The following is an 18,638-nucleotide window of genomic DNA, read 5'->3' on the forward strand; positions in this document are numbered from 1 at the left end:
GGGAGCGGAAAAGTTGTGGTTTAAGCGATATGGGGGCATATTTGCAGTTCTTGATGGCATTTCTTGCAAAAGGGGAGCCATCGGGGTCGCAGGTCCCCGGTGAAACCTATTCCTTTTTGGTGAGTTGAACGCCATGCCTGACGGTACGCCCCCCAAGGTCCGCAAGAACGCCCCCCGTGCCCTGCGGCTGGCCCTTGAACCGCGCATGATGTTCGACGCCGCCGCCGCCGCCACAGCGGCGACGGTGACCAAGACCGCCGTCGCGGACGCGGCGGACACGCATCACGACGCCGCCGCCACCCAGGCCCTGCTGGACGCCGCCGCCAAGGCCGCTGCGGCAACGGCGACCGACACGGCGAAGACCGGCACCACAACGGCCGATGGCACGAACGCCGCCAGCGCGGCGACCACCAGTACAGCGGATAGCGCCAAGACGACGGCGGAAACGGTACAGGCCACGGCGACCACCTCCACCGCGACCACAGTCACCACCACGACCACCAACACCGCGGTTCATGAGGTGGTCATCGTCGATACCAGCGTCGCCGACTACCAGACCCTGATCGCCGGCATGGACCCGTCCGTGCCGGTCATCCTGCTGGGTCCGGGGCAGCGCACCATCCATGGCATTGCGGAAGCGCTGTCCCAGTACAGCAACCTGGACCAGGTCGTCCTGGTGTCGGAGGGTGGTGACGGCGGCATCATCCTGGGTGGCAACCATGTGGTGACGGACGGTGATCTGGCCAGCCGCGCCACCGACCTGGCGGCCATCGGCGCCTCACTGAAAACCGGCGGCGATTTCGTGCTGCTGGGCTGCTCCATCGCCGAGGACGCCACCGGCCAGAAGTTCGTCGATGATTTCGCCCGGTATCTGGGGAACGGCGTGGATGTCGCCGCCTCCACCGACCGCACGGGCCCGGCGGCCCTGGGTGGCGACTGGGTGATGGAATACAGCACCGGCAAACCGCTGGACGTGGTGCTGCCCTTCACCGTCGCCGGGATGCAGGGCATCGATCATTGCCTGGGCTGCACGACAGTTGACAATTCCACCCACACAGAGGTTGCAATCCACCAGCAGAACGCAAAGGGTAATATTTATTATTTCAAGGACTTCTATACTCGATATACCGCAGCCACAACCCCAAGCGGAATACAAACTCTCTATAATATTTTCGCAAGTAAGTACATTACCATATATAATGGGACAAAGGTCGTCGGTCGTTACCTGAAAGATACTGGCGGAACAACAGGCCTTACGACGGGAGACTATTTCCAGGACTTCACACAGCCGGGATATTATCACGGCATTAACCCTAGCCACTCAGTGAACGTCACCAGCCTTAGCGACTTCTTGCAGAAGTTGCAAGATGCTGGCCTGTGCGGACCCACCACCCCCTCGGCGCCGTCGATCGGCGGCACGCATACCAGCACGGCCAATGACAGCGCCACGGCCACGCCCTTCAGCAGCGTGACCTTCACCGACAACAACAGCGGCGCCACCAGCTATCATGTAGACATCACCCTGGATGCCGCCAACGGCGTGCTGTCGCAGGCCTCAGGCACCGGCCTGAGCAGCACCGACAGCACCCACTACACCCTGACGGCCAGCAGCGCGTCCGCGCTGCAGAGCGCCCTTCAGGCCCTGGTCTTCACCCCCACCAAGGACCAGGTGGCGGTGGGCCAGACCAAGACCACCACCTTCACCCTGACGCCCGGCGACGATGCCTTCAGCGGCTCGGTCACCGCCGACACCAGCAGCGTCCTCACCGTCACCTCGGTCAACGACGCCCCCAGCTTTGTGCAGTCCGGCGCCGGCAGCCTGACCGTGGCGCACAACAGCACGGCGATCGACCTTTCCTCCTACCTGCATGTCAACGATCCCGACATCAGCCAGACGGAAACCTGGACCGTTTCCAGCGCCGCCAGCCATGGAACCGTGACGCTGACCAGCGCCACCGCCAGTTCCGGCAGCAGCGACATCACCCCCGGCGGCACGCTGACCTACACGCCCACCAGCGGCTTTATCGGCAGCGACAGCTTCACCATCCAGGTGAGCGACGGCACCTCCACCGTCACGCGCACCTTCAACGTGACGGTGACCGGCCCGGTGATCGGCGCCACCCACACCAGCACGGCTAACGACACCGGCACCGCCACGCCCTTCAGCAGCGTGACCTTCACCGACAACAACAGCGGCGTCACCAGCTTTCATGTCGACATCACGCTCAGCGGCAACAACGGTACGCTGAGCCAGACCAGCGGCACGGGCCTGAGCAGCACGGACAGCACCCATTACACCCTGACCGCCAGCACTGTATCCGACCTGCAGACCGCGCTGCAGGCCCTGGTCTTCACCCCCACCGCCAACCAGGTGGCCGCCGGGTCGACGCAGCAGACCACCTTCACCCTGACGCCCAACGACAGCCTGGGCGTCGCCGGCGTCGCCGACAGCACCAGCGTCATCACCGTCACCTCGATCAACGATGCGCCGGTCCTGGACGCGAGCAAGTCGCCCACCCTGACCGCCGAGTCCAACACCACCACGGCGGCGCCCAGCGGCGCCGTCGGCACCCTGGTCTCCTCCCTGGTCGCCACCGGCACGGGCATCGCCAACGTCACCGACGCCGACGCCAGCGCCCAGTTGGGCATCGCCATCACCGCCACGGACACGAGCCACGGCATCTGGTGGTACTCCACAAACGGCGGGTCCACCTGGACCAATGTCAACGGCGGCACGGCGGTCAGCGGCACCGCGTCGCTGCTGCTGAAGGCGGACGCCAACACCCGCCTGTATTTCCAGGTCTTCGACACCAGCTACACCGGCACGGCGACCATCACCTTCCGCGCCTGGGATCAAACCACCGGCACGGCGGGCACCAAGACCTCCACCGCCAGCAACGGCGGCACCACCGCCTACTCATCCGCCTCGGACACGGCCAGCATCACCATCACCGGGCCCAACGCCGCCCCCGTAATCTCGGACCTGAACAACGACACCGTCGCCTGGGTGGATGCCAGCACCGCCATCAAGCTGGATTCGGGCACAGCCGTATCGGTCAGCGATACGGAGAACGACACCGCCGGCTGGGCCAACGGCAGCCTAGTGGTGCAGCGGGTGACCGCCGGGTCCGCCGACGCCACCGCCAACGACGTATTCAGCTTCGACAACAGCGTCAGCGTCAGCGGCAGCACGGTGACGGTCAACGGCCATGCGCTGAGCTTCACCAACACCGGCGGCGTGCTGACCATCAACCTGACGGCCAGCGCCACCAGCGCCGACGTGGCGACGCTGATGCACGCCATCCAGTACAGCGATGCCACGCCCTACGGCAACGCCACCATGCGCTTCGCGCTCAACGATGGCAGCGGCAATACCACCAACGCCGACGTGACGGTGACCAGTTCCACCATCTACGTCACCACCGCCAGCGACCAGAGCACCGGGCTCGCCGCCGACGGTTTCAGCCTGCGCGAGGCGCTGGCCCAATCCGTCACCCAGACGGGCGCCGACACCATTGTTATCGGAGACAATGTCACCGGTACCGTCACCCTGGCCACCGGTGCCACCCTGGGGGCCGGCGACACCTTGAAATACGCCCCCACCACGGCCGGCAGCCTGACCATCGCCGTGACCAGCGGCAACCTGGCGCTGGGCGGCGCCGGCACCCTCTCGGTGGGCAGCGGCGACACGCTGACCATTTCCGCCCCCGTTTCAGGCACCGGCAGCAGCCTGACCAAGACGGGTGCCGGCACCCTGACCCTGTCGGGCACCAACACCTACACCGGCAGCACCACGGTGTCGGGCGGCAGCCTGGCGGTGGGCAGCCTGGGCAGCACGTCCGGGCTGACCTTGGACGGTGGCAAGCTGGTAGCGACGACCGGCTTCTCCAGCTCCACCGGCGTCAGCATCAACGCCGGCGGCGGCACCTTTGACGTCACCAGCGGCGCCGTGACCCTCACGGGCGTCGTCAGTGGCACCGGCGCGCTGGACCTGAAGAGCACCACCTCGGGCAACGCCCTCAAGCTGTCGGGCAACAACACCTTCAGCGGCGGCGTCACGCTGGATGGCGGCATCCTCGACATCTCCAGCAACACCGCCCTGGGTACCGGCACCCTGACCGTCAACGGCGGCAAGATCCGCAGCACCACGAACCTCACCTACAACCTGGCCAACAACCTGGTGCTCAACGCCGATCTGGTGATGGCCGGCAGCTATGCCCTGGCCTTCGCCGGCAGCGTCGACCTGACCGGCGGAACCCGCACCATCAATGACCAGCTGGGTGCCGGTAAGAACCTGACCTTCAGCGGCGTGATCAGCAACGGCAGCCTGAACATCGCCTCGCAGGCCAACATCGGCACCTACGCCTCGGTGGTGCTGACCAACACCAGCAACACCTATACCGACGTCACCGTCACCTCGGGCACCCTCAGCATCGCCGACGCCGGCAGCCTGGGCAGCGGCAGCCTCACCATGGCCGGCGGCACCCTGCTGATCAACGGCGCCGCCACCATCGCCAAGAACATCGCCGTCACCGCCAGCTCCGCCATCCAGGTGGCCAGCGGCAACGCCGCCACCCTGTCGGGCGTGATCTCCGGCAGCACCGGCACCTTGACGCTGAGCAGCGGCACCGGCGCCACCGATGGCCTGACCCTGTCGGGCGCCAACACCTACACCGGCGGCCTCAGCATCAGCGCCGGCAGCGTGACCGCCAGCGGCGGCAGCGCCATCGCCGACACCAGCGCCGTGACCGTCGCCAGCGGCGCCACGCTGACCCTGGCCGCCAGCGAGACCATCGGCTCCCTGGCCGGCGCCGGCACCGTCGCGCTGGGCAGCAACAGCCTGACGGCGGGGGGCGACAACACCGACACAACCTTCTCCGGCGTCATCACCGGCACCGGCGGCCTGACCAAGGCCGGCACCGGCGCCCTGACCCTGTCGGGCACCAGCACCTACACCGGCGCCACCACCATCAGCGCCGGCCAGATCACCGTGTCGGGTGGCAGCGCCATCAGCGACAGCAGCGCCGTCACCGTCGCCTCCGGCGCCACGCTGCTGCTGCAAGCCTACGATGAGACCATCGGCTCGCTCAGCGGCGCCGGCACCGTGACGCTGAACGGCGGCACCCTGACGACCGGCGGCGACAACACCAGCACCACCTTCTCCGGCGTCCTGCAGGATGGTGGCATCCAAGGCGGCTTGACCAAGGCCGGCACCGGCACCTTCACCCTGTCGGGCACCAACACCTACACCGGCGCCACCCTCATCAGCCGCGGCTCGCTGGAGGCCGCGAGCAGCGGCGCCCTGGGCAGCAGCACCGGCGGCACGACGATCACGTCCACCGGCACCCTGCTGATCGATGATGGCGTGACCATCGCGGACGCGGTGAGCACCGCCGGCAACGGCTCGCTGACCCTGAACACCTCCACCGGCAGCGCCACGGTGTCGGGTAACGTGACCCTGAGCGCGGACGCCCGCGTCAACGTCAACGGCACCGGCACCCTGACCCTCAGCGGCGCCTTGGGTGGCGCCTTCACGCTGTACAAGAATATCGGCACCGGCACCCTGGTCCTGAGCGGCACAAACAGCGCCGGCAGCACCAACCTGAACATCGCCTCCGGCACCCTGTCGATCGCCGGCCAGTCCAATCTGACCACCGGCACCCTGACCTTGAACGGCGGCGCGCTGGCGGTGACCGGGTCGGCCGTGACCGTCAGCAAGGCCATCACCCTGGCCAGTGGCGGCGGCACCATCAGCAACGCCAACGCCGTGACCCTGTCGGGCGTCATCAGCAGCACGGGCAGCCTGACCAAGACGGGCGCCGGCACGCTGACCCTATCGGCCACCAACACCTACACCGGCTCGACGACGATCGCGGCCGGCACCCTGGCCGTGGGCAGCCTGGGCAGCACCTCGTCCCTGATCTTCAATGGCGGCACGCTGGCGGCCACGACCGGCTTCTCCAGCTCCACCGCCGTCACCGTGAACGCCAGCGGCGGCACCATCAACATCACCAACGGCGCCGTGACCCTCACAGGGGTCGTCAGTGGCGGCGGCGCGCTGGATCTGAAGAGCACCACCTCGGGCAACGCCCTCAAGCTGTCGGGCAACAACACCTTCCAAGGCGGCGTCACGCTGGACGGCGGCATCCTCGACATCTCCAGTAACACCGCCCTGGGTACCGGCACCCTGACCGTCAACGGCGGCAAGATCCGCAGCACCACGAACCTCACCTACAACCTGGCCAACAACCTGGTGCTCAACGCCGATCTGGTGATGGCCGGCAGCTATGCCCTGGCCTTCGCCGGCAGCGTCGACCTGACCGGCGGAACCCGCACCATCAATGACCAGCTGGGTGCCGGTAAGAACCTGACCTTCAGCGGCGTGATCAGCAACGGCAGCCTGAACATCGCCTCGCAGGCCAACATCGGCACCTACGCCTCGGTGGTGCTGACCAACACCAGCAACACCTATACCGACGTCACCGTCACCTCGGGCACCCTCAGCATCGCCGACGCCGGCAGCCTGGGCAGCGGCAGCCTCACCATGGCCGGCGGCACCCTGCTGATCAACGGCGCCGCCACCATCGCCAAGAACATCGCCGTCACCGCCAGCTCCGCCATCCAGGTGGCCAGCGGCAACGCCGCCACCCTGTCGGGCGTGATCTCCGGCAGCACCGGCACCTTGACGCTGAGCAGCGGCACCGGCGCCACCGATGGCCTGACCCTGTCGGGCGCCAACACCTACACCGGCGGCCTCAGCATCAGCGCCGGCAGCGTGACCGCCAGCGGCGGCAGCGCCATCGCCGACACCAGCGCCGTGACCGTCGCCAGCGGCGCCACGCTGACCCTGGCCGCCAGCGAGACCATCGGCTCCCTGGCCGGCGCCGGCACCGTCGCGCTGGGCAGCAACAGCCTGACGGCGGGGGGCGACAACACCGACACAACCTTCTCCGGCGTCATCACCGGCACCGGCGGCCTGACCAAGGCCGGCACCGGCGCCCTGACCCTGTCGGGCACCAGCACCTACACCGGCGCCACCACCATCAGCGCCGGCCAGATCACCGTGTCGGGTGGCAGCGCCATCAGCGACAGCAGCGCCGTCACCGTCGCCTCCGGCGCCACGCTGCTGCTGCAAGCCTACGATGAGACCATCGGCTCGCTCAGCGGCGCCGGCACCGTGACGCTGAACGGCGGCACCCTGACGACCGGCGGCGACAACACCAGCACCACCTTCTCCGGCGTCCTGCAGGATGGTGGCATCCAAGGCGGCTTGACCAAGGCCGGCACCGGCACCTTCACCCTGTCGGGCACCAACACCTACACCGGCGCCACCCTCATCAGCCGCGGCTCGCTGGAGGCCGCGAGCAGCGGCGCCCTGGGCAGCAGCACCGGCGGCACGACGATCACGTCCACCGGCACCCTGCTGATCGATGATGGCGTGACCATCGCGGACGCGGTGAGCACCGCCGGCAACGGCTCGCTGACCCTGAACACCTCCACCGGCAGCGCCACGGTGTCGGGTAACGTGACCCTGAGCGCGGACGCCCGCGTCAACGTCAACGGCACCGGCACCCTGACCCTCAGCGGCGCCTTGGGTGGCGCCTTCACGCTGTACAAGAATATCGGCACCGGCACCCTGGTCCTGAGCGGCACAAACAGCGCCGGCAGCACCAACCTGAACATCGCCTCCGGCACCCTGTCGATCGCTGGCCAGTCCAATCTGACCACCGGCACCCTGACCTTGAACGGCGGCGCGCTGGCGGTGACCGGGTCGGCCGTGACCGTCAGCAAGGCCATCACCCTGGCCAGTGGCGGCGGCACCATCAGCAACGCCAACGCCGTGACCCTGTCGGGCGTCATCAGCAGCACGGGCAGCCTGACCAAGACGGGCGCCGGCACGCTGACCCTATCGGCCACCAACACCTACACCGGCTCGACGACGATCGCGGCCGGCACCCTGGCCGTGGGCAGCCTGGGCAGCACCTCGTCCCTGATCTTCAATGGCGGCACGCTGGCGGCCACGACCGGCTTCTCCAGCTCCACCGCCGTCACCGTGAACGCCAGCGGCGGCACCATCAACATCACCAACGGCGCCGTGACCCTCACAGGGGTCGTCAGTGGCGGCGGCGCGCTGGATCTGAAGAGCACCACCTCGGGCAACGCCCTCAAGCTGTCGGGCAACAACACCTTCAGCGGCGGCGTCACGCTGGATGGCGGCATCCTCGACATCTCCAGCAACACCGCCCTGGGTACCGGCACCCTGACCGTCAACGGCGGCAAGATCCGCAGCACCACGAACCTCACCTACAACCTGGCCAACAACCTGGTGCTGAACGCCGATCTGGTGATGGCCGGCAGCTATGCCCTGGCCTTCGCCGGCAGCGTCGACCTGACCGGCGGAACCCGCACCATCAATGACCAGCTGGGTGCCGGTAAGAACCTGACCTTCAGCGGCGTGATCAGCAACGGCAGCCTGAACATCGCCTCGCAGGCCAACATCGGCACCTACGCCTCGGTGGTGCTGACCAACACCAGCAACACCTATACCGACGTCACCGTCACCTCGGGCACCCTCAGCATCGCCGGTGCCGGCAGCCTGGGCAGCGGCAGCCTCACCATGGCCGGCGGCACCCTGCTGATCAACGGCGCCGCCACCATCGCCAAGAACATCGCCGTCACCGCCAGCTCCGCCATCCAGGTGGCCAGCGGCAACGCCGCCACCCTGTCGGGCGTGATCTCCGGCAGCACCGGCACCCTGACGCTGAGCAGCGGCACCGGCGCCACCGATGGCCTGACCCTGTCGGGCGCCAACACCTACACCGGCGGCCTCAGCATTAGCGCCGGCAGCGTGACCGCCAGCGGCGGCAGCGCCATCGCCGACACCAGCGCCGTGACCGTCGCCAGCGGCGCCACGCTGACCCTGGCCGCCAGCGAGACCATCGGCTCCCTGGCCGGCGCCGGCACCGTCGCGATGGGCAGCAACAGCCTGACGGCGGGGGGCGACAACACCGACACCATCTTCTCCGGCGTCATCACCGGCACCGGCGGCCTGACCAAAACCGGCACCGGCGCCCTGACCCTGTCGGGCACCAGCACCTACACCGGCGCCACCACCATCAGCGCCGGCCAGATCACCGTGTCGGGTGGCAGCGCCATCAGCGACAGCAGCGCCGTCACCGTCGCCTCGGGCGCCACGCTGCTGCTGGAAGCCTACGATGAGACCATCGGCTCGCTCAGCGGCGCCGGCACCGTGACGCTGAACGGCGGCACCCTGACGACCGGCGGCGACAACACCAGCACCACCTTCTCCGGCGTCCTGCAGGATGGTGGCATCCAAGGCGGCTTGACCAAGGCTGGCACCGGCACCTTCACCCTGTCGGGCACCAACACCTACACCGGCGCCACCCTCATCAGCCGTGGCTCGCTGGAGGCCGCGAGCAGCGGCGCCCTGGGCAGCAGCACCGGCGGCACGACGATCACGTCCACCGGCACCCTGCTGATCGATGACGGCGTGACCATCGCGGACGCGGTGAGCACCGCCGGCAACGGCTCGCTGACCCTGAACACCTCCACCGGCAGCGCCACGGTGTCGGGTAACGTGACCCTGACGGCGGACGCCCGCCTCAACGTCAGCGGCACCGGCACCCTGACCCTCAGCGGCGCCTTGGGTGGCGCCTTCACGCTGTACAAGAATATCGGCACCGGCACCCTGGTCCTGAGCGGCACAAACAGCGCCGGCAGCACCAACCTGAACATCGCCTCCGGCACCCTGTCGATCGCCGGCCAGTCCAATCTGACCACCGGTACCCTGACCTTGAACGGCGGCGCGCTGGCGGTGACCGGGTCCGCCGTGACCGTCAGCAAGGCCATCACCCTGGCCAGTGGCGGCGGCACCATTAGCAACGCCAACGCCGTGACCCTGTCCGGCGTCATCAGCAGCACGGGCAGCCTGACCAAGACGGGCGCCGGCACGCTGACCCTATCGGCCACCAACACCTACACCGGCACGACAACGATCGCGGCCGGCACCCTGGCCGTGACCGGTGACAGCAACCTGGGGACCGGCGCGGTCACTTTGAGCGGCGGCACGCTGCAGGTAACCGGCAGCGGCGTCACCATCGATAACGCCATCAGCCTCAGCAGCGACAGCGCCATCACCGTAGACAACAGCGCCACCTTGTCCGGTGTGATCTCCGGTTCCCGCAACCTGACCTTGAATGGCGTGGGCACGCTGACGCTCAGCAACACCAACACCTACACCGGCACCACCACCGTCATCGACGGCACCCTCGGCATCGCCGCCGCCGCCAACCTGGGCAGCGGCGCCCTGACCCTGAACGGCGGCACCCTCAGCGTCACCGGCTCCAGCGTCAGCCTGAGCCAGGCCGTCGCCTTGGGCAGCAACGGCGGCACGGTCAGCACCGCCAACGCCCTGACCCTGTCGGGCGCCATCAGCGGGTCGGGCGATTTGACCCTGAACGGCACAGGGACGGTCACGCTGTCCGGCACCAACGGCTACACCGGCGATACGACGGTGCGCGACGGCACCCTGCGCATCGCCGCCGCGACCAATCTGGGCGGCAGCGCCCTGACGCTGAACGGCGGCACCCTCACGGTCACCGGCTCCAACGTCAGTCTGAGCCAGAATCTCAACATCTCTGTCAACAATGGCACCTTCAACACGGACAACAGCCTGACCCTGTCGGGTGTCGTCAGTGGTTTCGGCAGCCTGCTCAAAAGCGGCACCGGCACCGTAACCCTGTCGGGCGACAGCAGCGGCTATACCGAAACCACCTATGTGCAGACGGGCACGCTGGCGCTGACGGGCACGCTGGGCGGCGACGTCAACGTTCAGGATGGCGGCACCCTGGCCGGCACCGGCACCGTCGGCGGCAACCTGCTGGTCTATGGCGGCGGCACCCTGGCCCCCGGCATCAGCGGTGTGAACAACGGCATCGGCACCCTGACCGTCACTGGCAACGTGAACCTGGGCGGCGCCCTGCAAATCCAGATCGCCGGCGCCTCCAGCAACAATGACGTGTTGAGCGTGGGCGGCAACGTCGTGCTGAACGACGGCGCCGGCAACGCCGGCACCCTGACGCTCAGCACCGTCGGCGGCTATACCGTCAGCCTGGGCGACAGCTTCACCATCGTCAACAACACCGGCAGCGGCACGACGGATACCGCCCCGTTCGACAATCTGGACAGCGGCGGGCGGGCCGACCTGAGCAGTGGCAAGGCCCTGATCACCAACAGCGGCGGCACCGGCAACGATATCGTGGCCAGCGTCCTGAACGCCGCCCCGACCCTGACCACCACCCCGGCCACGACCCCCAACTTCACCGAGGGCGGCAGTGCCGTCTCGCTGTTCAGCGGCACCACGGTCAGCACCGTGGAAACCGGGCAGAGCATCCAGACCCTGACGCTGACCGTCGGCGGCCTGGCCAATGGCACGTCGGAGGTGCTGACCGTCGATGGCAGCGCCGTGACCCTGACCAACGGCACGGCCGTGACCACCAGCGCCAACGGCTATGCCGTCAGCGTCTCGGTCACCGGCAGCACCGCCACCGTCACTATCACCAAGTCTGGCAATTTCTCCGCCACCGACGCCCAGACCCTGGTCAACGGCCTCACCTACCAGAACAACAGCCAGGACCCCACCGCCGGCAGCGGCCGCACGGTGACCCTGACCAGCATCCAGGACAATGGCGGCACCGCCAACGGCGGCACCGACACCACCACCCTGACCGCCAACACCACCGTCACCATCACCCCGGTCAACAACAGCCCGACCCTGCCCAGCAGCGGCGCCACCTCCACCATCCCGGCCACGCCGCTCAACGCCACCAGCGACGCCGTCAGCGTGTCCAGTGTCCTGACCGACGCGGGCTATGTCGACCCCGACGCCCACGGCCATTCCGGCGTCGCCGTCACCGGCCTGACCGGGGCCGGCACCTGGCAATATTCCACCGACGGCGGCACCAACTGGATCGACGTCGGCACCGTGTCCACCACCGGCGCCCTGCTGCTGGATAGCACAGCCAAGCTGCGCTACATCCCCGACAGCGCCACCGTGGAAACCGCGACAGTCACCTTCAAGGCCTGGGACGAGACCACCGGCACCGCCACCAGCGGCACCACCCGCCAGACCGCCGACACCACCACCAGCGGCACCGCCACCGCCTTCTCCGGCAACAACGGCACGCTCAGCGTCACCACCCAGGGCGCCACGGCAACGGCCGGCGGCACCAGCGGCTACACCGACGGCGGCGGCGCCGGCGTCATCGACAGCGGCATCACCCTGGCCGACAGCGTCAGCACCACCCTGACCAGCGCCACCGTCACCATCGGCAGCGTCGTGGCTGGCGACGTCCTGGCCTTCGTCAACCAGAACGGCATCACCGGCAGCTATGACGCCACCACCGGCGTTCTGACCCTGACGGGCACCGCCAGCATCGCCGACTACCAGGCGGCCCTGCGCTCCGTCACCTTCAACTCCACCAGCCAGGACCCCACCCTGGGCGACACCCGCACCAGCCGCACCATCAGCTGGTCCGTCAACGACGGCATCGCCCCCTCGGCCCCCGTCACCAGCACCATCACCGTCACCGGCATCAACGACGCCCCCACCCTGACCACCACCCCGGCCACCAGCCCGGTCTATACCGAGGGCGGCAGTGCGGTGGCCTTGTTCAGCGGCACCACCATCAGCACGGTGGAAGCGGGCCAGAAGATCGACAGCCTGACCCTGACCATCGGCGGTCTGGCCAACGGTGCCTCCGAAATCCTGACCGTGGACGGTCAGGACGTCACCCTGACCAACGGCACCACGGTCACCACCACGGCCAACGGCTATTCCGTCGGCGTCAGCGTCACCAGCGGCACCGCCACCGTCAGCATCACCAAGTCCAGCGGCGTCACCGCCGCCGCCGCCCAGACCCTGGTCGACGGCCTGACCTACAAGAACACCAGCGGCGACCCGACCGCCGGCACCGGGCGCACCGTCACCCTGACCAGCATCCAGGACAATGGCGGCACGGCGGGTGGCGGGCACGACACCACCACCCTGACCGCCAGCACCACCGTCACCCTGCATCCGGTCAATCAGGCGCCGACCCTGACCACCACCCCGGCCACCACGCCCGGCTTTACCGAGGGCGGCAGTGCCGTGTCGCTGTTCAGCGGCACCACCGTCAGCACCAGCGAGGCCAGCCAGAGCGTGCACGCCCTGACGCTGACCGTCGGCGGCGTGGCCAATGGTAACTCCGAGGTGCTGACCGTCGATGGCAGCGCCGTGACCCTGACCAACGGCACGGCCGTGACCACCAGCGCCAACGGCTATGCCGTCAGCGTCTCGGTCACCGGCAGCACCGCCACCGTCACTATCACCAAGTCTGGCAATTTCTCCGCCACCGACGCCCAGACCCTGGTCAACGGCCTCACCTACCAGAACAACAGCCAGGACCCCACCGCCGGCAGCGGCCGCACCGTCACCCTGACCAGCATCCAGGACAATGGCGGCACCGCCAACGGCGGCACCGACACCACCACCCTGACCGCCAGCACCACCGTCACCATCACCCCGGTCAACAACAGCCCGACCCTGCCGGCCACCGGCGCCACCTCCACCATCCCGGCCACGCCGCTCAACGCCGCCAGCGACGCCGTCAGCGTGTCCAGCGTCCTGACCGACGCGGGCTATGTCGACCCCGACGCCCACGGCCATTCCGGCGTCGCCGTCACCGGCCTGACCGGGGCCGGCACCTGGCAATATTCCACCGACGGCGGCACCAACTGGATCGACGTCGGCACCGTGTCCACCACCGGCGCCCTGCTGCTGGATAGCACAGCCAAGCTGCGCTACATCCCCGACAGCGCCACCGCGGAAACCGCGACAGTCACCTTCAAGGCCTGGGACGAGACCACCGGCACAGCCACCAGCGGCACCACCCGCCAGACCGCCGACACCACCACCAGCGGCACCGCCACCGCCTTCTCCGGCAACAACGGCACGCTCAGCGTCACCACCCAGGGCGCTACGGCAACGGCCGGCGGCACCACCGGCTATACCGACGGCGGTGGGGCCGGCGTCATCGACAGCGGCATCACCCTGGCCGACAGCGCCAGCACCACCCTGACCAGCGCCACCGTCACCATCGGCAGCGTGGTGGCCGGCGACGTCCTGGCCTTCGTCAACCAGAACGGCATCACCGGCAGCTACGACGCCGCCACCGGCGTCCTGACCCTGACGGGCACCGCCAGCATCGCCGACTATCAGGCGGCCCTGCGCTCCGTCACCTTCAACTCCACCAGCCAGGACCCCACCCTGGGCGACACCCGCACCAGCCGCACCATCAGCTGGTCCGTCAACGACGGCATCGCCCCCTCGGCCCCCGTCACCAGCACCATCACCGTCACCGGCATCAACGACGCCCCCACCCTGACCGTGCCCGGCGCTCAGACCATTACCGACACTTTGGCGCATGGCCTGGGCGTCAGCGTGGCCGACCCCGATGCCGGGACGGGCACGGAGACAGTGACGGTGAGCGCGGGCAAGGGCAATCTGGCCGTCACCGCCTCGGGCGGCGCCAGCGTCAGCGGCACCGGCACGGGCAGCCTGACCATCGCCGGCACCCTGGCCGACGTGAACGCCACCCTGGCCAGCCTGACCTACACCACCACGGCAACGGGCAGCGACAGCGATACCGTGACCGTCACGGTCAACGACGGCGGCAACACCGGCACCGGCGGCGCGCTGTCGGACAGCAAGACCATCGCCGTCACCCTGACCGGCAACGCCGCCCCCACCGTCAGCGTGGCTGGCACGCAGAGCATCACCGACACCGACAGCCACGCCATCACCGGCGTGGGCGTCAGCGACAGCCTGGCCGGCGGCACCGTGACCGCCACCGTCTCTGATTTGCATGGCAACCTGGGCTTCACCGCCGCCGGGTCGGCCAGCGTCAGCGGCACCGGCACGGGCAGCGTGACCATCACCGGCAGCTTGGCCGATGTGAACGCCACCCTCGCCACCCTGACCTATGCCACCACGGCGACGGCCACGGGGACGGACACCATCACCGTCACCGTCAATGACGGCGGCAGCAGCCTCATCGGCGGGGCGAAGTCCGCCACACAGACCATCGCCGTCACCCTGACCGGCAACGATGTGCCTTCCCTGGCGGTCCCGGGCGCGCAGAGCTATGTCGACCAGGCAGGCCATGCCATCAGCGGCGTCGCCATCACCGACACGCTGCCGGGCGGCACTGTCACGGCCACCGTGTCCGACCTGCACGGCAACCTCGGCTTCACCGCCGCGGGATCGGCCACCGTCACCGGGGGCGGCACGGGCAGTGTCACCATCACCGGCACCCTGGCCGATGTGAACGCCACCCTGGCCACCCTGACCTACGCCACCACCCTGTCGACCGCGGGCAGCGACACCATCACCGTCGCCGTCAACGATGGCGGGACGACGCGCATCGGCGGGGCGCAGTCCACCAGCGGCACCATCGCGGTGGCCATCGCCACCAACGACACGCCGGTCCTGACCGTGGCCGGGGCGCAGAGCTACACCGACACCAACAGCCACGCCATCACCGGCGTCCGCATCAGCGACACCTATAACGGCACCGTGACCGCCACCGTTTCCGACCTGCGCGGCAACCTGGGCTTCACCGCCGCCGGGGCCGCCACCGTCGCCGGCACCGGCACGGGCAGCGTCACCATCACCGGCAGCCTGGCCGACGTGAACGCCACCCTGGCCACCCTGACCTACGCCACCACGACCACCACCACGGGCACCGACACCATCACCGTCACCGTCAACGATGGCGGTGGCAGCCTGATCGGCGGGGCGAAGGCCGCCGCCCAGACCATCGCCATCACCCTGACCGGCAACGACACCCCGGTCCTGAGCGTGGCGGGGGCGCAGAGCTACAACGACACCACCGTCCATGCCATCAGCGGCGTCAGCATCAGCGACACCCTGACGGGCAACACGGTGACTGCGGCGCTGATCGCCACCCAAGGCACCATCACCGTCAGCGCGAGCGGATCGGCGACCGTATCGGGCAGCGGCAGCGGCGTGGTGTCCATCACCGGCAGCCTGGCCGACGTCAACGCCACCCTGGCCACCCTGGGCTATGCCACCACCGCTACCACCACGGGCACCGACACCCTGACCATCGCGGTCAGCGATGGCGGCAGCGCGCGCATCGGCGGGGCCAAGTCCACCAGCCAGACCATCGCCATCGCCTTGACCGGCAACGACACCCCGGTCCTGACCGTGGCGGGGGCGCAGAGCTATACCGACACCAACGCCCACGCCATCACCGGCGTCAGCATCAGTGACAGCCTGACGGGCACCGCGGTCACCGCCACGGTGTCCACCACCCAGGGCAACGTCGCCGTCACCGCGTCGGGCGCCGCCACCCTGGCCGGCAACGGCACCGGCAGCCTGACCATCACCGGCACCCTGGCCGATGTGAACGCCACCCTGGCCACCCTGACCTACGCCACCACGGCGACGGCCACGGGCAGTGACACCATCACCGTCATCGCCAACGACGGCGGCACCAACCGCATCGGCGGGGCCAAGTCCACGACACAGACCATCGCCGTCAGCCTGACCGGCAACGACACCCCCGTGGTGACCGTGCCGTCGGCGCAGAGCTACAACGACACCAACGCCCACGCCATCACCGGCATCAGCGTCAGCGACAGCCTATCAGGCAACGCCATCACGGTGGCTCTGCTGGCCGGCAAGGGCAACGTCACGGTCACCGCGGCCGGCGGGGCGACGGTGTCCGGCAACGGCAGCGGCGTGCTCTCCATCAGCGGCAGCGTGGCCGACGTCAACGCCACCCTGGCCACCCTGACCTACGCCACCACCGCCACCGGAACCGACAGCGACACCATCACCGTGGCGGTCAGCGATGGCGGCACCAGCCGGATCGGCGGCGTGAAATCGGCCGTGCGCACCGTCGCCATCAACCTGACGGGCAATGACACGCCGGTGCTGACCCTGCCGGGTGCCCAGAACCTGTCTGCCACGGGCAACCAAGCCATCACCGGCATCAGCGTCAGCGACACCCTGAACGGCGGCACCGTCAGCGTGACGGTGAAGGACGGCTTCGGCGGCCAGTTGGTCATGGCGGCGTCGGGTTCCGCGACCCTGTCGGGCAACGGCACGGGCACGGTGACCGTGTCCGGCAGCGTGGCCGACGTGAACGCCACGCTGGCCAGCCTGAACCTGACGCCGGCCACCACCGGCAACGACATCATCACCGTGACCGTCAATGACGGGGGCACGACGCGGATTGGCGGCGCCAAGACGGCCACCGGCACCGTGGGTGTCACCATCAACCCGGTGGTGGTGCCGCTGCCCACGACCCCGACGACGACCACGACGACGACGACCACCACGACGCCGGTCACAACCACCACCACCAGCCTGATCGTCACCCCCACGGTGGCCGCCACCAGCACGGCGACGACGACGGTGTCCCTGACCCAGACGGTGGGCACAGGCAATGCCGGTGTCAGCGGCACGTCCAGCGCCGGCCTCAGCGGCAACAGTGTCATCAGCACCAGCGCGACAACGGCCACGACAAGCACGACGACCACCAGCACCGTCACGGCCCTGACGACCGACACGACCACCAGCAGCCGGACGACAACCACCGCCACCACCGGCACCGCCACCTCAAGCACGTCGACGGGCACGACCACGGCGGGCACGACCGCCACGGGAACCACGACCGGGACCGCGGCGACGGGCACCACGCCGACGACGACCAGCTCAAGCGCCACCACCGTCATCAGCGCCAGCACCGGCGTGGTGTCCATCACCAGCGCCACCAGCGGCACCACGACGCTGACCCTGGCCACCCCGGTCAGCAACCAAGTGCTGGCCGCCGGTCAGCAGACGACGTTCCAGCTGCCGCAGGGCACGTTCCAGAGCAGCGACCCGCAGGTTTCGCTGGAGGCGCGCCAGTCGAATGGCGAGCCGTTGCCCGCCTGGCTGACCTTCAACCCGGCCACCGGCACCTTCACGGGCCAGCCCCCCGCCGGGGAGAGCGGCACCATCGCCGTCACCGTCACGGCGCGCGACAGCAACGGCAATGTCGCCGAGGCGAAGTTCAACATGGCGGTGGGCCAGGACCAGCAGACCGGCACGGGCGCCAGCGGCGGCGGCCAGGCGCCAGGCAACCGCACCCAGCAGCAGCACGCCGCCAACGACCCGGCGACGGCCATGCCCGACGACCTGCAGCCCATCCAGTTGGCCGCCTACACCGGCCAGGGCGGCACGGCCGATGACCTGGCCGCCAAGACCGCCAACGGCCCGGGCCGGGTGCCCGCCGGCAAGCTGTCGCTGACGGCCCAACTGCAGGCCGCCGCCCAGGCGCAGAAGGTGTCCAACCTTCACGCCGGCGGTTTTGGTACAGGCACCTTCGGTGCCGCCACCCACCACGGCATCGTCGATGACGCCGTGTCCCTACTCGCCAGCCTGCTGGACGTGTTCGGGGGTGATGCCCCGCGGCACGCGCCGGCCCACCCCTCCGTTCATGCTTCGACCACCACTACGACCGCCTGAGGCTCCATGACGTCCCTGCCTTACTCCGCGCCTGTGCGGC

1 protein-coding gene is annotated in these 18,638 nt (G+C 69.0%); it reads left to right on the forward strand.

Going from position 1 to position 18,638, the window contains the following annotated elements:
* Window positions 1-133 precede the first annotated feature (133 nt).
* Window positions 134-18,598 (forward strand): autotransporter-associated beta strand repeat-containing protein, encoded by an 18,465-nt coding sequence (locus ULB03_RS01800; RefSeq protein ID WP_322481610.1) that lies wholly within the window; start codon window positions 134-136, stop codon window positions 18,596-18,598.
* The last annotated feature ends 40 nt before the right edge of the window (window positions 18,599-18,638 follow it).

The organism is Nitrospirillum goiasense, from assembly GCF_034427435.1.
Lineage (GTDB): Bacteria > Pseudomonadota > Alphaproteobacteria > Azospirillales > Azospirillaceae > Nitrospirillum.